This is a genomic window from Devosia sp. (assembly GCF_036406155.1).
Lineage (GTDB): Bacteria > Pseudomonadota > Alphaproteobacteria > Rhizobiales > Devosiaceae > Devosia_A.
Window position 1 is genome coordinate 23,601 of record NZ_DASWVV010000172.1, and the last position, 25,475, is coordinate 49,075.

The 25,475-nt window shown below is 68.4% G+C and carries 28 protein-coding genes and 2 pseudogenes; 20 read left to right on the forward strand and 10 right to left on the reverse strand.

The annotated features are described in order from the left end of the window. Window positions 1-54 precede the first annotated feature (54 nt). Window positions 55-684: a PilZ domain-containing protein gene (locus tag VGD93_RS11300; RefSeq protein ID WP_395012093.1), complete on the reverse strand. Its 630-nt coding sequence runs from the start codon at window positions 682-684 to the stop codon at window positions 55-57. Between the two features lie 131 nt (window positions 685-815). Next, window positions 816-1,484 carry a PAS domain-containing protein gene (locus tag VGD93_RS11305; RefSeq protein WP_395012094.1) on the reverse strand — a complete coding sequence of 223 codons (669 nt, stop codon included), beginning with the start codon at window positions 1,482-1,484 and terminating at the stop codon, window positions 816-818. A 181-nt stretch (window positions 1,485-1,665) separates the two neighbouring features. On the opposite strand from VGD93_RS11305, the gene VGD93_RS11310 reads away from it, so the two are divergent. Both VGD93_RS11310 and VGD93_RS11315 read left to right on the forward strand, forming a co-directional pair. Continuing rightward, complete coding sequence (locus VGD93_RS11310) at window positions 1,666-2,415, forward strand: rhomboid family intramembrane serine protease (RefSeq protein WP_395012096.1); 750 nt, start codon at window positions 1,666-1,668, stop codon at window positions 2,413-2,415. Then, window positions 2,412-2,630, forward strand: coding sequence for a SlyX family protein (locus VGD93_RS11315; protein WP_395012097.1), 219 nt, complete (start codon window positions 2,412-2,414; stop codon window positions 2,628-2,630). The genes VGD93_RS11310 and VGD93_RS11315 overlap by 4 nt, the downstream gene beginning before the upstream one ends. On the opposite strand, the gene hisI is transcribed toward VGD93_RS11315, so the two are convergent. Then, the gene (gene hisI, locus VGD93_RS11320) at window positions 2,631-3,083 is read right to left on the reverse strand and encodes a phosphoribosyl-AMP cyclohydrolase (RefSeq protein WP_395012099.1); all 453 of its coding nucleotides are present in this window, start codon (window positions 3,081-3,083) and stop codon (window positions 2,631-2,633) included. Between the two features lie 96 nt (window positions 3,084-3,179). Between hisI and VGD93_RS11325 the strand changes: the two genes are divergently transcribed. Further along, on the forward strand, window positions 3,180-3,893 hold the full coding sequence (locus VGD93_RS11325) for a VWA domain-containing protein (RefSeq protein ID WP_395012100.1): 714 nt from the start codon (window positions 3,180-3,182) through the stop codon (window positions 3,891-3,893). Window position 3,894: 1 nt separating this feature from the next. Then, on the forward strand, window positions 3,895-4,599 hold the full coding sequence (locus VGD93_RS11330; RefSeq protein ID WP_395012102.1) for a DnaJ domain-containing protein: 705 nt from the start codon (window positions 3,895-3,897) through the stop codon (window positions 4,597-4,599). 10 nt (window positions 4,600-4,609) lie between these two features. Here VGD93_RS11330 and folE read toward each other — a convergent pair whose 3' ends face one another. After that, complete coding sequence (gene folE / locus VGD93_RS11335) at window positions 4,610-5,236, reverse strand: GTP cyclohydrolase I FolE (RefSeq protein ID WP_395012104.1); 627 nt, start codon at window positions 5,234-5,236, stop codon at window positions 4,610-4,612. A gap of 172 nt (window positions 5,237-5,408) precedes the next feature. Between folE and VGD93_RS11340 the strand changes: the two genes are divergently transcribed. From VGD93_RS11340 to thrS, 4 genes and pseudogenes are all read left to right on the forward strand, one after another. After that, window positions 5,409-5,861, forward strand: coding sequence for an iron-sulfur cluster assembly scaffold protein (locus VGD93_RS11340; protein WP_395012105.1), 453 nt, complete (start codon window positions 5,409-5,411; stop codon window positions 5,859-5,861). Then, window positions 5,861-6,157: pseudogene (gene yidD, locus VGD93_RS11345) on the forward strand (membrane protein insertion efficiency factor YidD); the annotation flags it as partial. The gene VGD93_RS11340 and the pseudogene yidD, both read left to right, overlap by 1 nt. Before the next feature lie 63 nt (window positions 6,158-6,220). Beyond that, a pseudogene (locus VGD93_RS11350) lies at window positions 6,221-6,673 on the forward strand (SRPBCC family protein); the annotation flags it as partial. Window positions 6,674-6,757: 84 nt separating this feature from the next. Continuing rightward, window positions 6,758-8,728, forward strand: coding sequence for a threonine--tRNA ligase (thrS, locus tag VGD93_RS11355; protein WP_395012107.1), 1,971 nt, complete (start codon window positions 6,758-6,760; stop codon window positions 8,726-8,728). 41 nt (window positions 8,729-8,769) lie between these two features. Here the strand turns inward: thrS and VGD93_RS11360 are convergent, their stop codons facing one another. Beyond that, a complete protein-coding gene (locus tag VGD93_RS11360) occupies window positions 8,770-9,123 on the reverse strand; it encodes a cupin domain-containing protein (RefSeq protein ID WP_395012109.1) in 354 nt (117 codons plus the stop codon). Between the two features lie 64 nt (window positions 9,124-9,187). Between VGD93_RS11360 and arfB the strand changes: the two genes are divergently transcribed. The 6 genes from arfB to VGD93_RS11390 all read left to right on the forward strand — a co-directional run bounded on the left by arfB (window position 9,188) and on the right by VGD93_RS11390 (window position 13,499). Continuing rightward, entirely contained in the window at window positions 9,188-9,652 is a 465-nt protein-coding gene (gene arfB, locus VGD93_RS11365) for an alternative ribosome rescue aminoacyl-tRNA hydrolase ArfB (protein WP_395012111.1), read from the forward strand. 108 nt (window positions 9,653-9,760) lie between these two features. Next, window positions 9,761-10,069 carry a chorismate mutase gene (locus tag VGD93_RS11370; protein ID WP_395012112.1) on the forward strand — a complete coding sequence of 103 codons (309 nt, stop codon included), beginning with the start codon at window positions 9,761-9,763 and terminating at the stop codon, window positions 10,067-10,069. Between the two features lie 4 nt (window positions 10,070-10,073). After that, a complete protein-coding gene (locus tag VGD93_RS11375; protein WP_395012114.1) occupies window positions 10,074-10,592 on the forward strand; it encodes a GNAT family N-acetyltransferase in 519 nt (172 codons plus the stop codon). Window positions 10,593-10,803: 211 nt separating this feature from the next. Beyond that, complete coding sequence (locus VGD93_RS11380) at window positions 10,804-11,667, forward strand: NYN domain-containing protein (protein ID WP_395012116.1); 864 nt, start codon at window positions 10,804-10,806, stop codon at window positions 11,665-11,667. A 38-nt stretch (window positions 11,668-11,705) separates the two neighbouring features. Then, window positions 11,706-13,202: an Asp-tRNA(Asn)/Glu-tRNA(Gln) amidotransferase subunit GatB gene (gene gatB, locus VGD93_RS11385; RefSeq protein ID WP_395012117.1), complete on the forward strand. Its 1,497-nt coding sequence runs from the start codon at window positions 11,706-11,708 to the stop codon at window positions 13,200-13,202. Continuing rightward, window positions 13,203-13,499, forward strand: a complete 297-nt coding sequence (locus VGD93_RS11390) for a DUF1330 domain-containing protein (protein WP_395012119.1) — start codon at window positions 13,203-13,205, stop codon at window positions 13,497-13,499. Between the two features lie 22 nt (window positions 13,500-13,521). On the opposite strand, the gene VGD93_RS11395 is transcribed toward VGD93_RS11390, so the two are convergent. After that, window positions 13,522-14,106 (reverse strand): carboxymuconolactone decarboxylase family protein, encoded by a 585-nt coding sequence (locus tag VGD93_RS11395; RefSeq protein WP_395012121.1) that lies wholly within the window; start codon window positions 14,104-14,106, stop codon window positions 13,522-13,524. A 62-nt stretch (window positions 14,107-14,168) separates the two neighbouring features. Here VGD93_RS11395 and VGD93_RS11400 point away from each other — a divergent pair, with 62 nt between their 5' ends. Together VGD93_RS11400 and VGD93_RS11405 are read left to right on the forward strand one after the other, a co-directional pair. Continuing rightward, entirely contained in the window at window positions 14,169-15,413 is a 1,245-nt protein-coding gene (locus tag VGD93_RS11400) for an MFS transporter (RefSeq protein ID WP_395012122.1), read from the forward strand. Window positions 15,414-15,442: 29 nt separating this feature from the next. Further along, window positions 15,443-15,910 carry a VOC family protein gene (locus tag VGD93_RS11405; protein WP_395012124.1) on the forward strand — a complete coding sequence of 156 codons (468 nt, stop codon included), beginning with the start codon at window positions 15,443-15,445 and terminating at the stop codon, window positions 15,908-15,910. A gap of 6 nt (window positions 15,911-15,916) precedes the next feature. Here the strand turns inward: VGD93_RS11405 and VGD93_RS11410 are convergent, their stop codons facing one another. The 3 genes from VGD93_RS11410 to purM form a co-directional block, all read right to left on the reverse strand. Further along, window positions 15,917-16,807 carry a DMT family transporter gene (locus tag VGD93_RS11410; RefSeq protein ID WP_395012125.1) on the reverse strand — a complete coding sequence of 297 codons (891 nt, stop codon included), beginning with the start codon at window positions 16,805-16,807 and terminating at the stop codon, window positions 15,917-15,919. A gap of 141 nt (window positions 16,808-16,948) precedes the next feature. Continuing rightward, the gene (purN, locus tag VGD93_RS11415; protein ID WP_395012163.1) at window positions 16,949-17,488 is read right to left on the reverse strand and encodes a phosphoribosylglycinamide formyltransferase; all 540 of its coding nucleotides are present in this window, start codon (window positions 17,486-17,488) and stop codon (window positions 16,949-16,951) included. Window positions 17,489-17,529: 41 nt separating this feature from the next. Beyond that, entirely contained in the window at window positions 17,530-18,606 is a 1,077-nt protein-coding gene (gene purM, locus VGD93_RS11420) for a phosphoribosylformylglycinamidine cyclo-ligase (RefSeq protein ID WP_395012127.1), read from the reverse strand. 88 nt (window positions 18,607-18,694) lie between these two features. Here purM and VGD93_RS11425 point away from each other — a divergent pair, with 88 nt between their 5' ends. Genes VGD93_RS11425 through VGD93_RS11440 form a run of 4 tightly spaced genes read left to right on the forward strand, consistent with a single transcriptional unit; the run spans window position 18,695 to window position 24,300 of the window. Further along, window positions 18,695-19,840, forward strand: a complete 1,146-nt coding sequence (locus VGD93_RS11425; RefSeq protein WP_395012129.1) for an AI-2E family transporter — start codon at window positions 18,695-18,697, stop codon at window positions 19,838-19,840. Continuing rightward, window positions 19,837-20,574, forward strand: a complete 738-nt coding sequence (locus VGD93_RS11430; RefSeq protein WP_395012131.1) for a hypothetical protein — start codon at window positions 19,837-19,839, stop codon at window positions 20,572-20,574. The genes VGD93_RS11425 and VGD93_RS11430 overlap by 4 nt, the downstream gene beginning before the upstream one ends. Further along, complete coding sequence (locus tag VGD93_RS11435) at window positions 20,567-22,738, forward strand: RNA degradosome polyphosphate kinase (protein WP_395012133.1); 2,172 nt, start codon at window positions 20,567-20,569, stop codon at window positions 22,736-22,738. The genes VGD93_RS11430 and VGD93_RS11435 overlap by 8 nt, the downstream gene beginning before the upstream one ends. A gap of 5 nt (window positions 22,739-22,743) precedes the next feature. Further along, window positions 22,744-24,300, forward strand: coding sequence for an exopolyphosphatase (locus VGD93_RS11440; protein ID WP_395012165.1), 1,557 nt, complete (start codon window positions 22,744-22,746; stop codon window positions 24,298-24,300). 5 nt (window positions 24,301-24,305) lie between these two features. Here the strand turns inward: VGD93_RS11440 and rnd are convergent, their stop codons facing one another. Then, window positions 24,306-25,460, reverse strand: a complete 1,155-nt coding sequence (gene rnd, locus VGD93_RS11445) for a ribonuclease D (RefSeq protein WP_395012135.1) — start codon at window positions 25,458-25,460, stop codon at window positions 24,306-24,308. Window positions 25,461-25,475: the final 15 nt, after the last annotated feature.

Consider the following 25,475-nt stretch of genomic DNA (forward strand, 5'->3'; position numbering starts at 1 on the left):
CCGATCACGCGCCGGACAATTTTGTGTTTGCTGTGACGCAGGCGCAACAGGACTTCAGCCGACCCGCAGGTTCTGCTGCACGACCGAAAGCATTTCCTGCGCCGACGTGAATTCCACACCGATCCCGTCATGGAAATGCCGGACCACGCGCGCCCGCATCCGCCCCAGCGTCACCGGCGTGCCCATGGCCGGGCGCACGGCCAGCTCGATGGCCGCGCCGGACAGCGAGATGTCGATGATCTTGCAGTTGTAGCGCCGTCCATCGTCGAGGACGACGGTGGAATGGCGGTTGTCGGGCACGACGCGTTCGTGCCGGCGGTCTTCCGGCAGGTCGAGCAGTTCCTTGTTGGCGAGCCAGGTGAGCTGCGCCGCGGTCTTGTCGCGCTTGCGCGCCGAGGCGACGATCTCCATGACGAAGCCGCCGTCGACCTCCTCGGTGATGCTGCCCTCGATGCGGCCGATGTGATCGACATAGGCGACGATCTTTTCCCCGACGCTGCCGGGCACCGGCGCGATGACGAGGGCGTCGCCGGGTGACATCTCGAGGATCTGGCAGGGGAACTCGCGCCGGTCGGCCAGCATGTAGCGGCCGAGCACCGATATCCTTACGCGCTGGAAGCGCGGCAGCTGTGCGTAGTTGCGCGCCGGTCTGACCAGGCGCGAGGGGGAATCGTCGGTGAGCATGCGGCGGGCCGGCCTATCGGCTTAAAGTATACCGACGTCACTGTAGGCGCGCTTGGTTAACCGAAGATGATGGCCTTGCCTCGGGATTGCGGCAATCAGCGGGCAAGCGGGAGCGCGCCGCTGCAGGCGGCTCAGAGGCTGCGGCCGCCGTCGATCACGGCGAGGTGGGCATAGCGCCGCGCGGCGCGGCCGTAGACGGTTGCGGCCATCGGAATGGGCGCGTGCGGATGCGCGCCGTCGGCGAACAGCGCCTGCCTGGGCTCGGGAGCGGCGGCCATGCTGCGGGCGACGTCGCCGAGCGCCACGTCGTCGGGCCAGATCAGCCTGAGGCCGGTGATGCGCTGCTCGAGGATCGGCTCGACCCCGAACCAGTAGGGTTCGTCCAACGCGGTCATGGCGCCGAGGATACGGGTATGGGTGGAGCCGTTGTGGCGGATCGGCAGCAGGATGGTCTCGACGGCGGCGCGGGTGTGCAGCGCCGTCGTGCCCTGGAAGGTGATGAGCGCCACCGCGTGATCCTCGGTGACGGCGCGCACGAGCGTGTCCATGGCGTCGCGGTCGCGCGCGTGCCACAGCCGGGTGAACGAGCGCCCCTTGAGTTCGCGGGCATAGGCCGCGCACAGATGCGAGCCGGCGAGGCGGAAATCGAAGCCGCCCTGGTCGTTGAGCTCGAGGATGAAGGTGTTGGCCAGCGCGCCGCGGATGCGCGTCGGGTCGATGTCGCGGCGATCGGGGGCGCTGCGCGAGCCGCGCAGGGCGTTCCAGTAGTCGTAGAGCGTCTTGGTGCTCGTTTTCTGCATCGCCTGTCCTGCATCCGCCACAGGCGGACCGGCCATCCCGAGGGGTGCCGCCGCCGGGTCCCACACTCGCAAAAGGCGGCCCCGAAAGCGCGCTTAAACAACTCTTAAGGTTAATGCCGACGCTTCCGTGTGGATAATTCGGTGAACTGGGGTAAAAGCCCCCAGCGCAACGGGGATGCCCATGTCCGACGAGCACAATCCACAGGAAAACCCGCCCACACAGCCGCACCAGCCGGTGTTCCTGCTGCCCGCTTCCGTCACCTGGCTGGGCGGCCTGCTGATCGCCGTGCACCTCGCCAGCACGCTCGTTCTTAACGAACAGGCGGGCTGGGACCTACTCGCCTGGTTCGGTTTCATCCCCATCCGGCTGCTGGCCGGCGACACCATTCCCGGGGGCTGGCTGCCGCTGCTGTGGACGCCGTTCACCCACGCCTTCCTGCACGCCGGCTGGGACCACGTGCTGTTCAACACGGTGTGGCTGGCGGTCTTCGCGACGCCGGTGGCCCGGCGCTACGGCGGCCGGCCGATGCTGGCGATCTTCCTCTTGGGTGCGGCGGCGGGAGCTGCCGCCTTCGCCGCGACGACGCTGCCCAGTTTCCAGGTCCTGATCGGGGCTTCGGGCGGGGTGGCGGCGCTGACCGGTGCGGCGGTGCGCTTCGTGTTCCAGCCGGTGATCGTCGCCGAGGATCCCGAGAGCGGCCGGCGCCGGGTGCTCGGCCGGCGCCTCGCCAGCTTCGCCGACCTCGTGCGCGACCCGCGCCCGCGCTACTTCACGCTCATCTGGGTGGTGCTCAACGCGGCGGTGCCGCTGCTGCCGCTGCTCACCGGAGCAAACGTGCAGATCGCCTGGCAGGCGCATCTGGGCGGCTTCTTCGCCGGGCTGCTGGCAGTGGGCTGGTTCGAGCATCGCACGCGAGGAGGCGCGCAATGAGCGAGAGCGACGACCTCAAGCGGCGCATCGAGCGGCTCGAAGAGGTGGCGGCGTTCCAGGAGCGCACCATCGAGGAGCTGAGCGCAACCCTGACCGACCAGTGGAAGCAGATGCAGGCGCTGAAGCGCGAGTTGGCCAATCTGGGGGCGCAGCTGGCGGAGGTGGAAGCGGCGGGTGCGACGCCGCAGCGCGAGCCGCCGCCGCCGCACTACTGATCAGAGCTTGTACACCTCGGCCGGGTCGAACAGGCGCGGTTCGCCGGTGTCGACCAGCCCTGCCGCGCCGTCCGCGACCTCGACGCGGCGATAGAAGCAACTGCGGCGCCCGGTGTGGCAGGCGGCGCCGCGGCCGGTCTGCTCGACCAGGACGAGCAGGGCGTCCTGGTCGCAATCGGTACGGATCTCGACGAGCTTCTGGATCTCGCCCGAGGTCTCCCCCTTCTTCCAGAGCGTGCCGCGCGAGCGCGAGTAGTAGTGGACCTCGCCGGTCTCCAGCGTGCGCGCCAGCGCCTCGGCGTTCATGTGGGCGAGCATGAGCACGGCGCCGCTCGCCGCCTCGACGGTTACGGCGGTGACGAGCCCGCGACTGTCGAAGCGGGGCGCGAACACGGTGCCTTCCTCGAGCGAGTCGTGGTCGAGGCCGGCGGGTGAAGAAAATGTGATGCTCATTGGCGGCTTATAGGGCACAGGGGCAGGGGCTGTCATCCGCCGCGCACTTGCGGGGCGGCGCGGCAGGCCACATATTCCGGGCAGGAAGGAGCACGCGTGAAGACGCCAGGCAAGCCCAAGGCCGCGACCCCCGCGACGACCACGTCGTCCGGCGGCGACGTCGCCGCGTTCATACGGCAGGTCAATGCGCTCGGCCCGGCCGGGACGCCGGGCGAGCGGGGGCGGCTGTTGTTCGCGCTCGATGCGACGATGAGCCGGCAGCCGACCTGGGACCTCGCCTGCAAGCTGCAGGCCGAAATGTTCGAGACGCTCGCCGGGACGCAGAGCCTCGAGGTGCAGCTCCTCTATTTCCGCGGCTTCGGCGAGTGCAAGGCCTCCAAGTGGATGCAGGACGCCGCCGCGCTCGGGCGGGTGATGACGGGCATCCAGTGCCGCGGCGGCAATACGCAGATCGGCAAGGTGTTCGCGCATGCCCGGACGGAGCACGCGCGCAGGAAGATCAACGCCGTGGTCTTCGTCGGCGACGCGCTCGAGGAGAATGTCGACCGGCTGGCGCAGCAAGCGGGAGAACTGGGACTGCTCGGCTGCCCCGTCTTCATCTTCCACGAGGGGCACGACCCGCTGGCCGGGGCCGCCTTCAAGGAATTCGCGCGCGTCAGCAAGGGCGCCTATGCCCGCTTCGATGCCAGCGCGCCGCGGGAACTGGCGGCATTGCTGCGCGCGGTGGCCGCCTATGCGGCGGGCGGCAGGGCGGCGCTGCAGCTGCAGCAGACCCCGCCGGCGAGGCTGCTGCTGCAGCAGCTGCACTGAGATGACCTACGTCTTCATCGGGGGCATCGCCCTGATCGGGCTGATGGTGCTGTACCAGCTGGTGCGCCGCATTCCCGTGCGCAGGCTGGTGCGCGGCCTGCGCTGGACCAGCGGCGGCATCGCGGCGCTGCTGACGGCGTTCCTGCTGCTGCGCGGGCAGGTCGGCGTCGCCAGCGTCACCGGCTTCGCCGCCTATTCGATCCTGCATCTGGGCCGGCTCGGGCCGCTGGTCTTCGACACCGGCATCAGCGAAGCCAATCGCTCGAGCGTCAGCAGCCGCTATTTCGCCATGACGCTCGATCACGGCAGCGGCGAGGTTTCGGGGCGCGTGCTCACCGGCGCCTTCGCGGGAGCCGACCTCATCGACCTGGGGGAGGTCGAGACGCGACAACTCCTCGCCGAGGTGACGCCCGATCCGGACAGCCTGGCGCTGCTCGAGACCTGGCTCGACCGCAACCGGGCCGGCTGGCGCGAGTATTTTGCCGAGACGGCCGGCGCGGCCGGGGGCGGCGCCCGGCCGGTGGACGCCGAGCAGCAGGCCTACGAGGTACTCGGCCTCCAGCCCGGGGCAAGCGCCGAGGAGATTCACGCGGCGCATCGCCGGCTGATGAAGGCCGTCCACCCGGACCAGGGCGGCTCGACCTTCCTTGCCGCCAAGATCAACGAGGCGCGGGACCTGTTGCTGAAGCGGGCCGGCACGCAGTAGCGCGCCGCGCTCAGCCGCGCTTGCCGACCAGGGCGTAGAAACGGTCCTGCTCGTTGCGGTCCTCGGCGAACACGCCGGTGAAGCGATGGGTGATGGTGGCGGCGCCGTGCGCCCGCACACCGCGCATCGACATGCACATGTGCTCGGCTTCGAGCATCACCGCGGCACCGCGCGGGTTGAGCGATTCGTTGAGGGCGTCGATGATCTGCGCCGTAAGGTTCTCCTGCGTCTGCAGGCGCTTGGCGAAGACCTCCACCAGCCGCGCCAGCTTGCTCAGGCCGACGACGCCGTCATGCGGCAGGTAGGCGATGTGCGCCTTGCCGACGAACGGGACCATGTGGTGCTCGCAATGCGAGGAGAACGGAATGTCGCGGACGAGCACGATGTCGTCGTAGCCGCCGACGTCCTTGAAGGTCTTGTCCAGCACCTGCGCGGCGTCCTGGTCGTAGCCGGCGAAGAACTCGCCAAAGGCCTTGGCAACGCGGGCCGGCGTCTCGAGCAGCCCCTCGCGGTCCGGGTCGTCACCGGCCCAGGCAATCAGCGTGCGGACCGCCGCCTCCGCCTCATGCCGGCTCGGGCGTACGATATGGGTGGTTTCGGCAGGCTGGGCGAGGTGAAGCTTCACGCTGGCGTCCATGGCGGGTCTCTCGTCTCTAGTTCTGAACCATTGGATGGAGAAACGGGCCGAAAGTTCCGAGAGTTTCGCGCCCCGCGGCGCATCAACGCGCCTGCCGCCGCTGACAGTGCGGCGAAGCCAACTTATATAGGGGTGATAGACGCGCTCACAAGAAACAGATTTGTGCGATTCCATGGAGCTGAGTGATCTCTATTCCGAAAAGATCCTCGAGATCGCGGGGAATCAACCCATCCCCGGCCGCCTCCCCGATGCCGACGCCACGGCCCGCCGCGTCAGCCGGGTGTGCGGCTCCAGCATCGAGGTGGACGTCAAGGTCGAAGACGGGGTGATCACCGGCTACGGCCATGCCATCTCGGCCTGCGCGCTCGGGCAGACGTCGGCGGCGATCGTCGCCACCCACATCGTCGGCACGCCGGTTGCCGAGTTCCGGGCGCTGCGCGACACGATGACGGCAATGCTCAAGGACAACGGCCCGCCGCCGGCGGGCAAGTGGGCCGATCTTCGCTATCTCGAGCCGGTGCGGGAATACCGCCCGCGCCACACCTCGACGCTGCTGGTGTTCGACGCGGTGGCGGATGCCCTGGAGAAGATAGAACCAACGCAATCGCTTGCGGCAAAATCCTGATGGAGAAGGTTATCGCGCTGCTGGGGCGCGTCATCGACCTTCCGTTCAAGGTCATCGCCATCGGGCTGATCACGCTCTACCGCTACACGCTCTCGGCCTTTGCCGGCCGCACGTGCCGGCATCTGCCGACCTGCTCGGAGTATACGGCCGAGGCGATCTGGAAATTCGGCTTCTGGCCCGGCGGCTGGATGGGGCTGGCGCGGTTCTCCCGCTGCCGGCCGGGCGGCACGCACGGCTACGACCCGGTGCCGGAGGCATTGCCGCCAGAGGCGCACTGGTACGCGCCGTGGCGCTACGGCAGGTGGAAGGGCGGGCAGGCAGCCGCGCCGCAGCGCAAGCGCACCGATACCGCCTCGCGCCTGATCAAGGCGCCGCCCGAGCGGGTCTACGCGGCGCTCACCGACCCTAAGGCGCTGGTCGCGTGGCTGCCGCCACAAGGGATGACGGCGAGGCTCGAGGCCTGGGACCTGCGGGAGGGCGGGCGCTACCGGATGGTGCTCACCTACGAGGGTGCGGCCGTGGCGCGACCCAAGAGCACCGCCGAGGCGGACGTCGTGCAGGGGCGTTTCGTCGAACTGGTGCCCGGCAGGCGCCTGGTGCAGGCGGTCGAGTTCGTCTCGGGCGACCCGGCCTTCGCCGGCACCATGACCATGCGGTGGTTGCTGGAGCCGGCCGGCGGGGGAACGCAGGTCACCATTCTGGCCGAAGACGTGCCCGCGGGAATATCGGCCGAGGACCACGACGCCGGGCTGCGCGCCTCGCTCGCAAACCTCGCCGGCCATCTCGAGCAGGCGCCCCCAGCGATCGGGTGACACTGCGCCCCGCGCCATGCTAGAGAGCCGCGCCCGAGGCAGGCCTCGAGCGCGGCCGATGGTGGCCATGCATTGGAGATGAAAATGATCAAGGTGACGTTCCCCGACGGTGCAGTTCGCGAATTCGCGCGCGGCACCACCGGGACCACCGTGGTCGAGAACATCTCCCCGAGTCTGGCCAAGAAGACGGTGGCGATGAAGTGGAACGGGGCGCTCAGCGACCTCGCCGACCCGCTCGAGGAGGACGGCAGCATCGAGTTCGTGGCGCGCGACAGCGCCGATGGGCTCGGCCTCATCCGCCACGACGCGGCGCACGTGCTGGCCGAGGCGGTGCAGGAATTGTGGCCGTCGACGCAGGTGACCATCGGGCCGGTGATCGAGAACGGCTTCTACTACGATTTCTACCGCGACGAGCCGTTCTCGGAGGATGACCTGCGCGCCATCGAGAAGAAGATGAGCGAGATCATCCAGCGCGGCGCGGCCTTCACCAAGGAAGTGTGGAGCCGCGACGAGGCCAAGCGCGTCTTCGCCGCCAAGGGCGAGAACTTCAAGGTCGAACTGGTCGATGCCATCCCGGCCGACCAGCAGGTCAAGATCTACCGGCAGGGCCAGTGGTTCGATCTGTGCCGCGGGCCGCACATGCGCACCACGAGGGACGTCGGCCAGGCGTTCAAGCTCACCAAGGTCGCCGGCGCCTACTGGCGCGGCGACAGCAAGCGCGAGGTGCTCAGCCGCATCTACGGCACGGCTTTCGCCAACCAGGCGGAGCTCGACGCCTATCTGCACATGCTGGAGGAGGCGGAGAAGCGCGACCACCGCAAGCTCGGCCAGGAGATGGACCTGTACCATTTCCAGCCCGAGGCGCAGGGCTCGGTGTTCTGGCATCCCAAGGGCTATTTGATCTGGCGCCAGCTCGAAGGCTATATCCGCCGCCGCCTCGATGCCGACGGCTATGTCGAGGTGAAGACGCCGCAGCTCATCGACAACAAGCTGTGGGTGCAATCGGGGCACTGGGGCAAGTTCCGCGAGAACATGTTCGTGGTGCCCGACGAAATCCCGACGACCGAAGGCGAACAGCCCGAGATCTCCGCCGACGCCAACTTCCTCGCCCTCAAGCCGATGAACTGCCCGGCGCACGTGCAGATCTTCAAGCAGGGCACGAAGAGCTACCGCGACCTGCCGCTCAGGATGGCCGAATTCGGCTGCTGCCACCGCAACGAGGCGCACGGCGCCCTGCACGGGCTGATGCGGGTGCGCCAGATGACGCAGGACGACGCCCACATCTTCGCCCGCGAGGACCAGATCAAGGACGAGACGGCGCGCTTCCTCAAGCTGTTCGCGACCGTCTACGGCGACATGGGGCTGACCAATATCCGCTACAAGCTGGCCACGCGCCCCGAGGTCCGCGCCGGCGAGGACGCCACCTGGGACCGGGCGGAAGCGGCGCTGGCCGAGGCGCTGACCGCTTCCGGCATCGCCTTCGACTACGCGCCGGGCGAGGGGGCGTTCTACGGTCCCAAGCTGGAATTCCACCTGACCGACGCCATCGGCCGCACCTGGCAGTGCGGCACGTTCCAGCTCGACTACGTGATGCCCGAGCGGCTCGACGCCAGCTACGTCGCCGAGGACGGCTCGCGCCAGCGCCCCGTGATGCTGCACCGCGCGGTGTTCGGCTCGTTCGAGCGCTTCATCGGCCTCATGATCGAGAACTACGCGGGCAAGCTGCCGCTGTGGCTGGCGCCCGTGCAGGTGGTGGTGGCGACGATCGTGTCCGATGCGGACGGCTATGCGCAGCAGCTGGTCGAGCAGCTCGCCGCCGCCGGCATCCGGGCCGAGCTCGACACGCGCAACGAGAAGATCAACTACAAGGTACGCGAGCACTCGGTGCAGAAGGTGCCGCTGCTGTTCGTGGTCGGCAAGCGCGAGGCGGACGAGGGCACGGTGTCGGTGCGCCGGCTGGGTCAGGAGGGGCAGAAGGTGCTGCCGGCAGCGCAGGCCATCGCCGAGCTGGCGGTCGAGGCGACGGCACCGGACCTGCAGCAGGACGCCGCCTGAAGGCGGCAGGCATCATCCCGCGCCGGGCGCGGGATGATCGCTCAGGCGGCGGCGATCTCGATCACCAGCCGCAGCGGGTCGGCGCTGACGCCTTTGGGAATGGTGCGCACGAACAGCCGCCCCGCCCGGTGGCCGGCGTTGCGGTAGGCGTGGGGCACTCCCGCCGGGATGCGCACGAAATTGCCGCCAGTGACGAAGCCGGCCGCCCCGTTGACCATGAACTCGAAGGTGCCGGCCTCCACGTAGTAGACCGTCTCCTCCGGGGCGGCGCGCACCGGGACCTGCGCGCCGGCGGGGATGTGGCGCGAGTCGGCCTCGAAGCGGCGGATTTCGCCGGCGTCGTTGGCGACGAGAGCGGCCTTGCTGGGGGAAACGAAAAAGGCGTTCGTGGACATGCGCGTCCCCTGAAGCGGTGCCATACCGCAATACCCCCTTTACAGCGGCGCAGATGAACGGCACTTGAACGGCAGCACCGCCGACGTGGAGGAGGACATGGCCGAGCCGATCGCGATCACGCCCCGCCTGCACCTGGATCCCGACGCGCTCGAGATAAGCTTCGTGCGCGCCTCCGGGCCGGGCGGGCAGAACGTCAACAAGGTGTCGACGGCGGCGCAGCTGCGTTTCGACCTCCTCGGCGCGCCGGCGATCCCCGATGCCATGAAGCGCCGCGTCGCCGCGCTGGCCGGAAGCCGGCTCAGCAAGGACGGCGTCATCGTCATCACCGCCGAGCGCTACCGCACGCAGGCGCAGAACCGCGAGGATGCGGTGGCGCGGCTGGTGGCGCTGCTGCGCGAGGGGGCGATCGTGCCCAAGCATCGCCGGCCGACGCGGCCGACCCTGGCGTCGAAGCAACGCCGCCTCGCCGGCAAGAGCCGGCGCAGCGAGCTCAAGCGCCTGCGTGGCGAGGTGTCGGGGAGCGATTAGGCGGCCTGCGCGCCTGCGCGTCACCGCTTCGGGCGCGGCGAGGTTGAAATCGCGCCCGTGCCGGTGCACACCAGCAGCAACGACAACACCCAGCGCGAGTAGTAGCCAGTGACCAGATCGCCCGCCGAGTGCAGCACCAAGGAGGAGGTGCGCGCCGAAATCGACCGCATCGACCAGGCCCTGTTGAGCCTGTTCGCGGAGCGGCACCGCTATGTCACGCGCATGGCCCAGATCAAGACCGACCCGCACGAGGCGTACGACCTCAAGCGCATCGAGGCGGTGATCAGGAAGCAGCGCAAGCGCGCCGAAGAGCTCGATCTCGACGAGGACCAGGCGGAATTGATCTGGCGCACGCTGATCGACTGGAACGTGAACTACGAAAAGGGCATTATCGTCGCGCGCAAGCGCATGGAGTAGGCACGTGATCGCCGGGGTGAGCATCCGCAAGGCCGTGGCCAGCGAGGTCGAGACCCTCGCCGACATCGGCTTCGTCGCGTGGGAGCGCGACCTGCGGCCGTTCCTCTCGGGCGTTGCCGCCTCCCGCGAGAACGAGCGGCGCCGCCTGTCCAACGCCGTGCACGAGCTGCTCGACCGTACCATCGTCGCCGAAGTCGACGGCATCGCCGCGGGCTGGTGCGCACGCCAGCGCGGCAAGGCGTACATCCCGTTCCTGTTCGTCACCCCGCTGCTGCAGAACCACGGCATCGGCTCGCTGCTGCTGCGGCGCATGGAGTCGCTGCTCGAGCTGGAGGGGGCCGAGTGCGTGCAACTGGACACGCTCGCCGACAACGTGCGGGCGGTGAGCTTCTACCAGCGCCAAGGCTACCGCATCCTGGCGCTGAAGCGCGAGGGCCGCATGGGCCCCGACCCCGAGACCGGCGTGCGCCTGGAAAAGCGGCTGATGCCGTGGCGCGGGGTGATCACTGGCATCGAGGACTAGGGTGAATCATCCAGTGGGACTGGATCGACCCGGGGTGGAACCTAATCCACGGTTCACGGTTGCTGAGCCATAGTGGCACGGCCAGCGATTCCTCTTGAAGGAATTCTTCGTTTGGGCATACATATGCTTACTCCACTGCGACCGCTACGTGATTGGTCGACAGTGGCATAAAAGGGCTCCTGCGGGAGCCCTTGCTATTTGGGGGTAGGCGGTGGACAGGGTCGCTGTCTTCGTGGATGCGGGGTATCTCTACGCACAGGGCAGCGCCGCGCTATCCGGAAGCAAGAAGTCCCGAACCAGCATAATGCTGGATGCTGCCGGTGCCGTCGCCGCTCTCAAGGCGATTGCCGCCGAGACCTCGCCGGAATGTTGCCTGCTTCGCATCTACTGGTATGACGGCGCGGTTGCCGGTTCGCGCCCGACAACCGAGCAGGCGCTGCTGGCAAACTCAGATGACGTCAAACTGCGTCTGGGCTTCGTCAACAGCCAAGGGGAGCAGAAGGGCGTCGACTCCCTCATTGTGACCGACTTGATCGAACTTGCCCGATTGAAGTCCATCTCCGACGCAGTGCTTCTGTCGGGGGATGAAGACGTGCGCGTTGGGGTGCAGATCGCACAGAACCATGGCGTTCGCGTACACCTTCTGGGCATCATCCCAAGTCGCGGTTCTCAGTCCCATCAGCTCTTGCAGGAGGCGGATACGACCAAGGAGTGGGGCGCCGAAGCGGTCGCGTCCTTCATGACGATCAGAGAACCGGTCGCAGACGGCAGTGCCCGAGCGCCAGTTTCCGCGACCGTCGAGGCCACACTTGTGACCACAGTCCATTTGGGGGACGACGTGGTCATGCAAACCGTCACCAAATTCGTAGACGAAATGACGGAGGCAGAGATCCAGGGTGTCGAGGCCTATTGGAAGACCGAACGTGGTGTTCCTCAGGAGTTCGATCGAAAGCTGCTCCCCATTTGTGGCGAAGCCCTGGGCCGGAATCTTGAGCGCGAGGAGATCCGCCAAATGCGATCGCGGTTTCAGCAGGCCGTGAAGCTGAGGCTTGCCCAGCAGCGGCAAGTTCGCTAGCAGCGATCAACCAAGCACTCACAAGGCCCCAGCCAGCCATGACCATCATCGACACGCGCACGCCCAACCCCAAGAGCTTCATCAAGGGTTCGACGGGGGACTGGGAGGTGATCATCGGCATGGAAGTGCATGCCCAGGTGACTTCGGAGAGCAAGCTGTTCTCCGGCTCCTCGACCGAGTTCGGCTCGCCGCCCAACGCCAATGTCAGCTTCGTCGACGCGGCCATGCCCGGCATGCTGCCGGTAATCAACGAGGAATGCGTGCGCCAGGCCGTGCGCACCGGCCTGGGGCTCAAGGCGCAGATCAACAAGCGCTCGATTTTCGACCGCAAGAACTACTTCTATCCGGACCTGCCGCAGGGCTACCAGATCAGCCAGTACAAGGACCCGATCGTGGGCGAGGGCAAGGTGCTGCTCGACATGGGCGAGGAGCAGATCGAGATCGGCATCGAGCGGCTGCATCTCGAGCAGGACGCCGGCAAGTCGATCCACGACCAGCACCCGAGCATGAGCTTCGTCGACCTCAACCGCTCGGGCGTGGCGCTGATGGAGATCGTGTCGAAGCCGGACCTGCGCTCCTCGGACGAGGCCAAGGCCTACCTCTCGAAGCTGAGGACCATCCTGCGCTATCTCGGCACCTGCGACGGCAACATGGAGCAGGGCTCGATGCGCGCCGATATCAACGTCTCGGTGCGCCGGCCGGGCGGCGCCTTCGGCACGCGCTGCGAGATCAAGAACGTCAACTCGGTGCGTTTCGCCGGCCAGGCCATCGAATACGAGGCGCGCCGGCAGATCGACATTCTCGAGGACGGCGGGGCGATCGACCAGGAGACGCGGCTCTATGACCCCAGGACCGGCGAGACGCGCTCGATGCGCAGCAAGGAAGAAGCGCACGACTACCGCTACTTCCCCGATCCCGACCTGCTGCCGCTCGAGTTCGACGACGCCTTCATCGAGGCGCTGCGGGCGGGCCTCACCGAACTGCCGGACGACAAGAAGGCGCGGCTGATGACCGAGTACGGGCTCGGCGCCTACGATGCGGGCGTGCTCATCCTCGAGCGCGAGACGGCCGACTATTACGAGGCCGCGGTAAGGCACGGCGGCCGCCAGCGCGACGGCAAAGCGGTGGCCAACTGGGTGATGGGCGACCTCTCGGCCTACGCCAACAGCCAGGGGCTGTCGGTCTACGAGACGCACATCACGCCGGCGCAGATCGCGGGCATCGTCGACCTCGTGGCGGAAGGCACGATCTCGGGCAAGATCGCCAAGGACCTGCTGCAGATTCTCATTGCCGAGGAGAAGGACGGCGATCCGGCCGAGATCGTCGAGCGCCGCGGCATGAAGCAGGTCACCGATTTGGGCGCCATCGAGAAGGTGGTCGACGAGATCATCGCCGCCAATCCGGAACAGGTGGAGAAGGTCAAGGCCAAGCCGACGCTGATCGGCTGGTTCGTCGGCCAGGCGATGAAGGCTTCGGGCGGCAAGGCCAACCCGCAGGCGCTCAACGAGATCCTGAAGAAGAAATTGGGGCTGTAGATGGGGGCAAAGGGATACTGGGTGGTCGGGCTCGACGTCGAGGACGCCGAGCGCTACGCGACCTACAGCGCGTTCGTGCGGCCGTTCCTCGCCGCCAATGGCGGCCGCTTCGTGGTCGCGGGCGGCCAGCAGGACGTGGTCGAGGGCATGGGCCGGCGGCGCACGGTGCTGGTCGAGTTCCCGAGCTATGCCGACGCCGTTCGCGTCTACCGCTCGGACGGCTACCAGAAGGGCATGCAGGACCGCATCGCGGCGAGCGTCGCCGACTTCGTCATCGTCGAGGGGCTGGCGGAGTAGCGCCGCTGCCCCGGTCCGCCCGCTAGATGGGCTTGCCCACCGTCATGGCCGCGCGGAAGCCGGGGTCTTCGTCGAAGAAGAACGGCTCCGGCGTGGCGCCGGTCGCGTCGAAATAGCGGCTCATGAAGCAGCGGAAGGCAGCGCAGAAGGCGATGTCGGCGATGTTGCGATCGGAAAAGCCGACGGCGCGCAGGGCGTCGATATCGGCCTGCGTGATCCTGCTGGCATCGACGGCAACCTGCTCGGCATAGGCGAGCATGGCGACGTCCCTGTCGCTGAGCCCGGCGTTGCGGAAGTCGCGGTGGATGGCGAGCACCTGTTCCTTCGAGCCCAGATCGGCGACCAGCCCCCGCGCATAGACGTGCGAGCAATAGGTAGAGGGGATGTGCCGGGCGGCGATCAGCGTGATCAGCCGCCAGGCGCGCAGTCCGAGCGAGAAATCTGTGCGGGCGGTGTTGAGCAGGTGGTCGACCAGCGGCAGCAGGTCGGGCCGTGCCGTCCAGCAGCGCGTGCCCTCCATGACGAAGCCCAGCGCCGCCTTTTCCTCGGCATAGATCCTTGCGATTTCGCCGGTCGCGGCGGCGTCGTCGATGGTCTGGATGAACATGGTTTTGTCCTTGCGCCGATGCAGTTGCGCGAAGACCCTATGGCATGAACGGGAAGGTGGAAATGACCGGGCCGACACAGCCGGAACGCGGACTGCGCGCCATCCCGCCCGGGATCTGGGCGCTGGGCTTCGTGTCGCTGCTGATGGATGTCTCATCGGAGATGATCCATGCGCTGCTGCCGGTGTACCTGGTGACGGCGATGGGCGCCTCGGCTACCGTGGTCGGGGCCATCGAGGGCATTGCCGAGGCGACCGCGGCCATCACCAAGGTGTTCTCGGGCGCCGTTTCCGACTGGCTCGGCAGGCGCAAGGCGCTCGCCGTGATCGGCTACGGACTCGCCGCGCTGACCAAGCCGGTCTTCCCTTTGGCCAGCACCATCGGCTGGGTGGTGGCCGCCCGCTTCGTCGACCGCATCGGCAAGGGCATCCGTGGCGCTCCGCGCGACGCGCTGGTTGCCGACATTGCCCCGCCGCACCTGCGCGGCGCCAGCTTCGGGCTGCGCCAGACGCTGGACACGGTGGGGGCGTTCCTCGGGCCGGGGCTGGCGGTGGTGCTCATGTGGGTGCTGGCCGACGATTTCCGGGCCGTCTTCTGGGTCGCGGTGATCCCGGCCGCATTATGCGTCGTCGTGCTGGTGCTCGGCGTGCACGAACCGGAGCGGCCGGCCGGGCTGCGCAAGGTGAAGGCGCCGCTGTCGTTCGCGGAGATGGCGCGGCTGGGGCAGGCGTACTGGTGGATCACGGCGGCCGCCACGGTGTTCACGCTGGCCCGGTTCAGCGAGGCGTTCCTGCTGCTCAAGGCGCAGGCCGAGGGGCTGGCGATCGCGCTGGTGCCGCTGGTGCTGGTCGTCATGAACGTCGTCTATTCGCTCTCGGCCTATCCGGCCGGGGCGCTGTCCGACAGGGTCAACAAGGTCCAGGTGCTCGCCGCGGGGCTGGCGTTGCTGATCGCCGCGGACCTGGTGCTGGCTTTCGTGCCGACGCTCGCCGGCGTCGCCATCGGGGTGGTGTTGTGGGGATTGCACATGGGCTTCACCCAGGGGCTGCTGGCCAGCCTTGTCGCCGAGACGTCGCCGCCCGAACTGCGCGGCACCGCCTTCGGCGTCTTCAACATGCTGGGCGGCGTGGCGCTGCTGGTGGCCAGCTTGGCGGCGGGACTGCTGTGGGACACGGCCGGCCCGGGCGCGACCTTCCTCGCCGGCGCCGGGGTGTCGCTGCTGGCGCTGCTGCTCCTCGCATATTTGCGCCGGCGGCTGCCGGAACTCGGCGCCGCCGGCCACGGAACCAGCGGCGGCGGCGGCCGTTGAGGGTCACGAGCCAGCGACAGGAGCGTCCGATGCAGGCCAATGTCAACCGCATCCTCTTCAACGTCCTCGCCAAGGATCTGCGGGCGAGCGTCGAGTTCTACCGGCGGATCGCCAATCTGCAGCCGGTGTTCGAGAGCGAGTGGTACGTCGTGTTGTCGCCGGCCGGCCAGCCGAACGTGCAGATCGGGCTCATCGACCAGGTCAGCGAATTCGCGCCGCGCCACGCCTGGGGCGTGCACGAGGGCAGCTACCTGACGCTGGTGGTGGACGACGTGCGGCTGGCCCTGCGCGAGGCCCGCGAGATGGGGCTCGACATCATCGAGGAACCGGTCGCGCTGAATTACGGGCAGACGCGCATGCTGATCCGCGATCCCAACGGGCTGGTGATCGACATCTCGACGCCGACCGCGGATCTCGCCCGGCTCGGCGGCGAGTCCGCGCCGCCGGCTGCGGTCACGGCCATCGACCAACCGCAGCCGGAAGACAGCCCTCGGTAGGCTCGCTCAGGCGCGGGCGCCGCGCCAGCGCCGCACGATGCGTCCGTCAATGAGGAGCAGGCCGAGGAAGATGGCGGCCATGCCGAGGAAATGGCTCGGCAGCAGCCTCTCGCCGAGCAGCGTCACGCCGAGGATGATGGCGGACACCGGGGCGATGAAGGTCACCGTGGTGAAATTGGTCGCGCCGATGCGCGGCAGCAGCCGGTACATGATCATGAACCCGAAGGTGGTGGCGACGAGGCCGATGCCGAGCGCGGCGCCAACGGTTTCCGGCCGGGTGATGACCGGCGCGCCGTGGGCGGCGAAGGCAAGCGGGATGCCGGCCAGGGTCGCCCCCGTCAACGCCAGCGTGGCGATGGTGGTGGGGTCCATGCGGACGAAGCGGCGCGTATAGTTGAGCGACACCGCGTAGCACAGCGTCGCCAGCAGGCACGCGCCGATGGCCCAGAGTTGGCTGGTGCCGCCCGATTGCAGCGCCGGCAGTGCGAGGAGCGCGGCGCCGCCGAAGCCGGCGACGACGCCGGCGGATTTCAGCATGGTGGCGCGTTCCCCGCCGGGCCAGAAATGCGAGACGATCACCGTGGTGATGGGGGTGAGGGCGTTGATGATGGCGGCGACGCCGCTGGCCAGATGCATCTGGCTGAGCGGAAACAGCGCGAACGGAATCGTGTAGCCGATGATGCCGAGCAGCAGCATCTGGGCATAGACGAGCACGCCGCGCGGCAGCGACTTGCCCATGGCGAAGAACACCGCCCAGCAGCCGAGCATGCCGACGCCGACGCGCAGCGCGGAGACCCAGAGCGGGTCGATCTCGCGGATGAGCACGGCGTTGAAGAGGAACGAGCATCCCCAGATCGCTCCCAGCAGGATGACCCAGAACCAGTCACGCGCGGCCATGGCAGTATCTCCGAAAGGTCGGGACGCTAGTACCGTCCGGCAGGCGCGTCGAACCGATTTTGGCGATGGGACCGATCAACGGACGTGATGCCGTTTGGCAGCCTGCACCTGAACCGGCAATGAACCGCGCCCGCGGACGGGTCAGTTGAACGCCACCTCGCCGCGAGCCACCATGGCCAGGGCCCGGGGGTAGATGCGGTGCTCCTCCGCCAGCACGCGCTCGGAGAGCGTCTCGACGGTGTCGCCGGGAAGCACGGGGACGCGCGCCTGCAGGATCGGGGGGCCTTCGTCCATTCCGGGGGTGACGAAATGCACGGTGCAGCCGTGTTCGGCGACGCCGTCGGCCAGGGCCTGCGCATGCGTGTGCAGGCCCCTGTGCAGGGGCAGCAGCGACGGATGGATGTTGAGGATGCGGCCGCGCCAGCGCTCGACGAATCCGGGCGACAGGATGCGCATGAACCCGGCGAGGCAGACGAGTTGGGCACCCCATGCGCGCAGCACCGCCTCGATGGCGGCGTCGGCGGCCTCCTTGTCGGCGTAGTCGCGCAGCGTCCGCACCGCGGTCGGGATGCCGGCTGCACGGGCGAAGGCGAGGCCCTCGGCATCGGCCTTGTTAGAGAGCACGCCGACGATTTCGGCGGGATAGTCCGGGGCCCGCGCGGCTTCGACCAGCGCGCGCATGTTGGAGCCGCGGCCGGAAATCAGGATGGCCGTCGGCGCCTTCAAAGCGCCAGCGAGCCCGAAAAGGTCACCGCTTCGCCGCGGCGCTCCCCGAGGCGGCCGATGATGCTGGCCCGTTCCCCTGCCTCGGCGAGGTGGGCGAGCAGGGCGTCGGCTGCATCGGCGGCGACCACCGCGACCATGCCGACGCCGCAATTGAAGGTGCGCAGCATGTCGCGCTGCTCGAGGCCGCCGACGCGGGCGAGCCAGGCGAAGACCGGCGGCACGTCGACCGCCGCAAGGTCGATCTCGGCGGCCAGCGCGTCGGGCAGGACACGCGGGATGTTGTCGACGAAACCGCCGCCGGTGATGTGGGCGAGGGCCTTGATGCCGATGCCGGCCCGGAGGGCGGCGAGCAGCGGCTTGACGTAGATGCGGGTCGGGGTGAGCAGCGCCTCGGACAAGGTCCTGCCCGGCGCGAAGGGCGCGGGCAGGTACCAGTCGATGCCGGACACCTCGACGATCCTGCGCACCAGCGAGAAGCCGTTGGAGTGAACGCCGGAGGAGGCGAGAGCGACCAGCACGTCGCCGGCGGCGACATCGGCGCGCGGCAGCAGCGTCCCGCGCTCGGCGGCGCCGACGGCAAAGCCGGCGAGGTCGTAGTCCTTGTCGTGGTACATGCCGGGCATCTCGGCGGTCTCGCCGCCGATCAGGGCGCAGCCGGCCTGGCGGCAGCCCTCGGCGATGCCTTCCACGATCGCGGTGCCGGTGGCGACGTCGAGCCGGCCGGTGGCGAAATAATCGAGGAAGAACAGCGGCTCGGCCCCCTGCACGATGATATCGTTGACGCACATGGCGACGAGGTCGATGCCGATCGTGGCATGGCTGCCGGTGTCGATGGCGATCTTGAGCTTGGTGCCGACGCCGTCATTGGCGGCGACGAGGACGGGGTCGCGGAAGCCGGCGGCCTTGAGGTCGAACAGGCCGCCGAAACCGCCGATCTCGGCGTCGGCGCCGGGCCGGCGCGTCGAGCGCACCGCCGGCTTGATGGCTTCCACGAGGGCATTGCCGGCGTCGATATCGACGCCCGCCTGCTTGTATGTAAGCCCGTTTGATGGCAGGTTTTGCGCGTCGGACATCAGGGTTTGATGCGGCTGTGGGAAGGGGAAGGCGTTTCCCCGCGCTGATACCCGCTCCACCATCCCGACGCAAGGGCCGCCCCATCTCATGACTTTGCGAAATCAAGTACTGGTCTGGGTCGGATTCTTCGTCGCCACCATCTTCCTGCTGTGGATCTTCCGCCCGATCCTGCTGCCCTTCGTGGTGGGCATGGCGCTCGCCTACCTGCTCAATCCGGTGGTCAACATTATCGGCCGCATCGGCATCAGCCGGCCGTGGGCCTCGGCCATCGTGCTCGTCATCGGCATCCTCGTCATCATCGGCATGCTGCTGATGCTGGTGCCGCTGGTGGGTCAGCAGGTGGTGGGCCTCATCACGCGGCTGCCCGGCTACGTCACCGACCTGCAGGCGCTGGCGCAGGGCCTCGTCCCGCAGCTGACCGAATGGCTCGGCCCGGAGCGTACCGCCCAGGTCGAGGCGTCGCTGGCCGACCTGATCACCCGCGGCGTCGAGATGGCCGGCCTGATCACGGCCCAGGTGGCGCAAAGCGGGCTCACCGTGGTCAACACCATCGCCGTGCTGTTCATCACGCCGGTGGTGGCCTTCTACATGCTGCTCGACTGGGAGGGGATGACCGAGCGCGTCGACGACCTGCTGCCGCGCGCCTATCGCGACGAAATCCGCGGCGTGCTCAACCAGATCGACAAGTCGATGGCGGGTGTGATCCGCGGCCAGGGCAGCGTCGTACTCGTGCTGTGCATCTACTACGCCACCGCCCTGACGCTGGTCGGGCTCAATTTCGGCCTCGCCATCGGCCTGCTCGGCGGCCTGCTGAGCTTCGTGCCCTATGTCGGCTTCGCCATCGGCTTCGTGCTGTCGATGACGGTGGCGCTGGTGCAGTTCTGGCCGGATCAGTGGCTGTTCGTGCTCATCGTGCTGGCCGTCTACCTGGTCGGCCAGTTCCTCGAGGCGAACATCCTCTATCCCAAGCTGGTCGGGCAGAGCATCAACATCAACCCGGTCTGGCTGATGTTCGCGCTGTTCGCGTTCGGGCTGCTGTTCGGCTTCGTGGGCCTGCTGCTGGCGGTGCCGCTGGCCGCCATCACCGGAGTGCTGACCCGCTACGCCCTCGCCAAGTACCAGGCATCCAGCCTGTATCGCGGCCCGGAGCCCGAGCCGGCGGCCCCGAAAGTGGACCTCGTCGTCCCGCCCGTCCGCAAGCCGCCGGCGCGCCGCCCGACGCGCGCCAAATGACCCCCACGGCCAGCCAGCTCGCCTTCGAGCTCGGGCACACGCCCTCGCACGCGGAAGCCGACTTCATCGTCGGCGAGGGCAACGAACTCGCCCATGCCCACGTCATGGCCTATCCGCACTGGCCCGGACCGCTGACGCTGGTCACCGGGCCGGCCAAGGCCGGCAAGTCGCACCTGGCGCGCATCTGGGCCGACCGCGCCGGCGCGGCGGCGCCGTGGCCGGACGAACTGGAGGACCTGGCCAGGGCGGGGGGCAAGCTGCCGCTGCTGCTCGAGGATGTCGACCGTCGCGGCTATGAGGAAGCGGCCCTGTTCCACCTGCTCAACCAGTCGATGCGGGATCGCCGGCCCGTGCTGATGACGGCCCGCGAGCCGGTTGCCAACTGGCCCTTCGCAACCGATGATCTGAAGTCGCGGGCGCGACTCGCTGCCCTGTTCACGGTGAGCACGAGCGATGACATCCATTTGTCACAGATGTTCGTGAAATTGTTCGGCGACCGGCAGCTTGCCGTCGATCCCAAGATCATCGCCTATCTGGTCGCGCGCATGGAACGGTCGCCCGAGGAGACGGTTGCCCTGACCGGCCTGATGGACCGGCTGGCGCTCGAACGCGGCACGGCAGTCACCCGCGCCATCGCCGCCGAGGCCCTGGCCATGCGCGACGCGGCACGCGGGGAGGGCCAGCTGGAGCTGGCACTGGTCCAGTCGGTAACGGAAAGCAAGAAGGATGAATGAGCTGAGCGAACTGGCGGACGTCGACGGCGCCGCCCCCGACATTGCCGAATTGCGCCAGAGCCCGGCCCGCTACGTCAATCGCGAGGTGAGCTGGCTGCAGTTCAACATGCGGGTGCTCGAGGAGGCGGGGAATGCCAACCACCCGCTGCTGGAGCGGCTGCGCTTCGTCTCCATCTCGGCCAGCAATCTCGACGAATTCTTCATGGTCCGCGTGGCCGGCCTCAAGGGCCAGCAGCGGCTCGGCGTCACCACCCGCAGCGCCGACGGCCTGACCCCGGCCGAGCAGCTCGAGGAGATCGCGACGCTCGCCCAGCACCTGCATCTCGACCAGCAGGACCACTGGCAGACGCTGCGCGAGGAACTGTTCGAGCAGGGCATCGTGATCCACGAGGCGGCGGACCTCAGCATGGAGCAGGTGACCTACCTGCAGCGGCTGTTTCGCGAAGAGATCTTCCCGGTCCTGACCCCGATCGCGGTCGATCCGGCGCACCCGTTCCCGTTCATCCCCAATCTCGGGCTGTCGCTGGCCTTCGAGCTCACCCAGCCGAATACGGCGCAGACGCTGACCGCGCTGGTGCGCGTGCCGGCGAATCTCGACCGCTTCATCAAGCTGCCGGCCGACCTTGCCGAAAGCGGGCGGATCGAGGTGGTGACCATCGACACGCTCATCAACATCTTCTTCCACCGCATGTTCCCCGGCTACGAGGTGGCAGGCTCCGGCGCCTTCCGCATCATCCGCGACAGCGAGATCGAGATCGACGACGAGGCCGCCGATCTGGTGGTCGAGTTCGAAACCGCGCTGCGGCAGCGGCGGCGCGGCCAGGTCATCCGGCTCGAGATCGAACGCAAGATGCCGCACGCGCTGCGCCGGCAGATCTCGGAGCGGCTGGGCGTCGCCGGCAGCGACACCTTCGAGGTGGAAGGCTTCCTCGGCCTCGCCGACGCCAGCTGGATCTGCGACATTGAGCGGCCCGACCTCAAGTTCGCGCCCTACATGCCGCGCTATCCGGAGCGCGTCCGCGACTATGGCGGCGACATCTTCGCGGCGGTGCGGGCCAAGGACATGCTGGTGCACCATCCCTTCGAGAGCTTCGACGTGGTGGCCCAGTTCCTGATGCAGGCGGCGCGCGACCCCGACGTGGTCGCCATCAAGCAGACGCTGTACCGCACGTCGCGCGATTCCCCGGTGGTCAAGGCGCTGGTGATGGCCGCCGAGGCCGGCAAGTCAGTCACCGCGCTGGTCGAGCTCAAGGCCCGCTTCGACGAGGAAGCCAATATCCGCTGGGCCCGCGACCTCGAGCGCGCCGGCGCCCAGGTGGTGTTCGGCTTCATCGAGCTCAAGACGCACGCCAAGATGAGCCAGGTGGTGCGGCGCGAGAACGGCAAGCTGATGACCTACTGCCACGTCGGCACCGGCAACTACCATCCGATCACCGCCAAGATCTACACCGACCTCAGCTACTTCACGACCGACCCGGCCATTACCCGCGACGTGGCCCGGGTGTTCAACTTCATCACCGGCTACGCCCGGCCGACCGAGCTCGAGGTGATCGCGGCCTCGCCGGTCAATCTGCGCTCGACGCTGGTCGAGCATATCGAGCGGGAGGTGAGGTTCGCCGAGCGCGGCGAGCCGGCGAGCATCTGGCTGAAGATGAATGCGCTGGTCGACCCGCAGATCATCGACACGCTCTACGACGCCAGCCAGAAGGGCGTGAAGATCGAGCTGATCGTGCGCGGCATCTGCTGCCTCAGGCCCGGCATCCCCGGGTTCTCCGACAACATCCGGGTGAAATCCGTGGTCGGCCGCTTCCTCGAGCACTCGCGCATCTTCTGCTTCGGCAACGGCGCGCCGATGCCCTCGCCGCAGGCGAAGGTCTACATCTCCTCGGCCGACCTGATGCAGCGCAACCTCGACTGGCGCGTCGAGGTCATGGTTCCGATCGTCAACAAGACGGTGCACAAGCAGATCCTGGGCCGCATGCTGGTCGCCTATCTCAAGGACAACCAGCAGAGCTGGGAGGTGCTCCCCGATGGCAGCTCGCAGCGCGTCCGCTTGCACGAAGGCGAAGAACCGTATAGCGCGCACAACTACTTCATGACCAATGCCAGCCTGTCGGGACGCGGCAGCGCCGGGCACCGCGACAGCGAAGAGGATGACGATTGAACCCAGTGTGGGGCGTCGACGCCGATCCGACCGCGCAAGGGCGCATCAAGGGCGCCGGACCGGTCGCCGTGCTCGACATCGGCTCCAACTCGGTGCGCCTCGTCGTCTATGAGCGCCACGCTCGCGCGCTGACCACCCTGTACAACGAGAAGGCCGCCTGCGCGCTCGGCCGCGGCCTCGCCGCGACCGGCCGGCTGCCGCAGGACAGCATCGAGCGGGCGCTGACGGCGATCCAGCGCTTCGCCCTGGTGGCCCGGCTCATGCGGGCGACGAAGGTTTTCGTCCTCGCCACGTCGGCGGTGCGGGAGGCGAAGAATGCCGCCGCGTTCGTCGAGGCGGTGACCGCCATCATCGGCGTCGACGTGCGCGTGCTGAGCGGCCGGGAAGAGGCGCATTTCGCCGCGCTCGGGGCGATTTCCGGCATGCCCGGCTTCGTCGGCGTGATCGGCGACCTCGGAGGCGGCAGCCTCGAACTGTCGGCCGTCGCCGACGGGCGCGACTCGGCCGGCGAGACGCACGCGCTCGGCGTCATCCGGCTGCAGGACGATGCCGGCGGCTCGGTCCGCCGGGCGCGGGAGGTGGTGCGGCAGCGGCTCGCACACTCGAAGCTCGTGGGCTCGCCTCCGGGCGCCGCGTTCTGCGCCATCGGCGGTACCTGGCGCTCGCTGGCCAAGGTGCACCAGGTGCTGCGTGGCTACCCGCTGCACATGGTGCAGCATTACGCGGTTCCCGCCCCGGACCTGCTGCGGCTGTGCGACGAGATCGCCGACGCCGTCGCCGCCGGGGAGGCGATGCCGGGCGGGGAGTTCGTCAGTTCGTCGCGGCGCGACCTCGTGCCGTTCGGAGCGGTGGTGCTCGGCGAAGTGCTCCGGGCAGGGGCCTTCGCCTCGGTGACCTTTTCGGCGCTGGGCGTGCGCGAGGGCTATCTGTACGGCCTGCTCGACCGCCGCGAGCAGGCGCTCGATCCGCTGCTGCAGGCGGCGCAGGACATCAACGTGCTGCGCTCGCGTTCGCCGGCCCACGCCACCGACCTGTTCGATTTCACCTCCGGGTTCCTCGCCGCGATCGGCGTGCGCGAGGGCCCCGACGGGGAGCGCCTGCGCAAGGCCGCCTGCTACCTCGCCGATATCGGCTGGCGCGGGCATCCCGACTACCGGGGCGACCAGAGCGTCGACCTCATCGCCTACGGGTCGCTCACCGGCGTCGACCATCCCGGCCGGGCCTTCCTCGCCGAGGTGCTGGCGGTGCGCTACATGGGCCTCAAGCACAAGAGCGCCAACCAGAAGCTGCTGACGCTGGCGGGGCCGGTGGGCAGCGCCCGGGCACGGCTGATCGGCGCGGCCTTCCGGGTCGCCTATCCGATGTCGGCGGGGATGCCCGGCGTGCTGCCGCGCACACGCTTCGCCATGGAGGGCAAGACGCTGGTGCTGCACCTGCCGCAGGACCTGGCCTTCCTCGATGGGGAACACCTGCGGGGCCGGCTCGAGCAACTGGCGGGCGTTGCCAGCATCAAGGCGACGGCCGTGCGCGTCGGCGCCAGCGACGGCAACGCCGCCGCCTGAAGCCGTTACTGCGGAATCTCGAACTCCACCACGCCCTTGCGGGTGGCGGCGAGGCCGATCCGGCCGTGCTTGATGGCGAGCGCCTTGTCGCCGAACAGCTTGCGCCGCCAGCCTTTCAGCGCCGGCACGTTGGCGTTGTCGTCGAGCACCAGGGCGTCGATGTCGTCGGACGTGGCGATGATGCGGGCGGCGACGCCGTGCTGCTCGGAGACCGCCTTGAGCAGGACGCGCAGCAGGTCGCCCACGGCACCCTTGGGCGAGGCGCCGCGGTGGCGCTCGGGGGCGGGCGGCAGTTCCGACTTGGGGAGCGCCTCCACCTGCTTGAGGATGGCGATGATCTCGGCGGCGGCGGTACTGCGGCCGTAGCCGCGCTGCACGGCCCGCAGCTTGTCGAAGCCCTCCGGGCTCTGCGGCCGCTGCATGGCGAGTTCGACCAGCGCATCGTCCTTGAGGATGCGGCTGCGCGGCTGGTCGGTATCCTGCGCGCGCTTCTCTCGCCATGCCGCGAGTGCCTTGAGCGCGGCCAGGTCGCGCGGGCGGTGCAGCTTGGTCTTGAGCCGCTCCCAAGCCTGCTCGGGCTGGATGACATAGGTGTCGATGGAACGCATCGCCGAGAGCTCGTCCTCGACCCAGTCCCAGCGCTTGGTCTCCTCCACCTGCCGCACCAGCGCCTTGTAGATGTCGCGCAGATGGGTGACGTCGCCGAGCGCGTACAGGCGCTGCTTTTCCGAGAGCGGCCGTGCCGACCAGTCGGTGAAGCGGGAGGACTTGTCGAGTTCGACGCTGACGATGGAGCGCACGAGGTTGTCGTAGGAGACGCTGTCGCCGAAGCCGCAGACGCTGGCGGCGATCTGGGTATCGAAGATGTTGAGCGGCACGCGGCCGGTCAGCTTGACGAAAATCTCGATGTCCTGGCGGGCGGCGTGGAAGACCTTGGTGACCCTGTCATCGCCGAGCAGGTCGAAGAAGGGGGCGAGGTCGAGGCCCTCGGCCAGCGGGTCGACGAGGACCGCCTCCTGCTCGGTGGCGGCCTGCAGCAGGCACAGCTTGGGCCAGTACGTGGTTTCCCGAAGGAATTCAGTGTCGACCGTGACGAAGGGTTGGTTTGCGGCGCGCTCGCAAAAGCCGGCGAGCACAGTGGTCGTCGTGATGAGCTCCATGAGTCCTTGTTCTCG

Coding starts and splice junctions, on each gene's coding strand:
- VGD93_RS11300 (WP_395012093.1), bottom strand. CDS start 684: ATGCTCACCGACGATTCCCCCTCGCGCCTGGTCAGACCGGCGCGCAAC.
- VGD93_RS11305 (WP_395012094.1), bottom strand. CDS start 1,484: ATGCAGAAAACGAGCACCAAGACGCTCTACGACTACTGGAACGCCCTG.
- VGD93_RS11310 (WP_395012096.1), top strand. CDS start 1,666: ATGTCCGACGAGCACAATCCACAGGAAAACCCGCCCACACAGCCGCAC.
- VGD93_RS11315 (WP_395012097.1), top strand. CDS start 2,412: ATGAGCGAGAGCGACGACCTCAAGCGGCGCATCGAGCGGCTCGAAGAG.
- hisI (WP_395012099.1), bottom strand. CDS start 3,083: ATGAGCATCACATTTTCTTCACCCGCCGGCCTCGACCACGACTCGCTC.
- VGD93_RS11330 (WP_395012102.1), top strand. CDS start 3,895: ATGACCTACGTCTTCATCGGGGGCATCGCCCTGATCGGGCTGATGGTG.
- folE (WP_395012104.1), bottom strand. CDS start 5,236: ATGGACGCCAGCGTGAAGCTTCACCTCGCCCAGCCTGCCGAAACCACC.
- VGD93_RS11340 (WP_395012105.1), top strand. CDS start 5,409: ATGGAGCTGAGTGATCTCTATTCCGAAAAGATCCTCGAGATCGCGGGG.
- thrS (WP_395012107.1), top strand. CDS start 6,758: ATGATCAAGGTGACGTTCCCCGACGGTGCAGTTCGCGAATTCGCGCGC.
- VGD93_RS11360 (WP_395012109.1), bottom strand. CDS start 9,123: ATGTCCACGAACGCCTTTTTCGTTTCCCCCAGCAAGGCCGCTCTCGTC.
- gatB (WP_395012117.1), top strand. CDS start 11,706: ATGACCATCATCGACACGCGCACGCCCAACCCCAAGAGCTTCATCAAG.
- VGD93_RS11390 (WP_395012119.1), top strand. CDS start 13,203: ATGGGGGCAAAGGGATACTGGGTGGTCGGGCTCGACGTCGAGGACGCC.
- VGD93_RS11395 (WP_395012121.1), bottom strand. CDS start 14,106: ATGTTCATCCAGACCATCGACGACGCCGCCGCGACCGGCGAAATCGCA.
- VGD93_RS11400 (WP_395012122.1), top strand. CDS start 14,169: ATGACCGGGCCGACACAGCCGGAACGCGGACTGCGCGCCATCCCGCCC.
- VGD93_RS11405 (WP_395012124.1), top strand. CDS start 15,443: ATGCAGGCCAATGTCAACCGCATCCTCTTCAACGTCCTCGCCAAGGAT.
- VGD93_RS11410 (WP_395012125.1), bottom strand. CDS start 16,807: ATGGCCGCGCGTGACTGGTTCTGGGTCATCCTGCTGGGAGCGATCTGG.
- purN (WP_395012163.1), bottom strand. CDS start 17,488: ATGCGCGCGCTGGTCGAAGCCGCGCGGGCCCCGGACTATCCCGCCGAA.
- purM (WP_395012127.1), bottom strand. CDS start 18,606: ATGTCCGACGCGCAAAACCTGCCATCAAACGGGCTTACATACAAGCAG.
- VGD93_RS11425 (WP_395012129.1), top strand. CDS start 18,695: ATGACTTTGCGAAATCAAGTACTGGTCTGGGTCGGATTCTTCGTCGCC.
- VGD93_RS11430 (WP_395012131.1), top strand. CDS start 19,837: ATGACCCCCACGGCCAGCCAGCTCGCCTTCGAGCTCGGGCACACGCCC.
- VGD93_RS11435 (WP_395012133.1), top strand. CDS start 20,567: ATGAATGAGCTGAGCGAACTGGCGGACGTCGACGGCGCCGCCCCCGAC.
- rnd (WP_395012135.1), bottom strand. CDS start 25,460: ATGGAGCTCATCACGACGACCACTGTGCTCGCCGGCTTTTGCGAGCGC.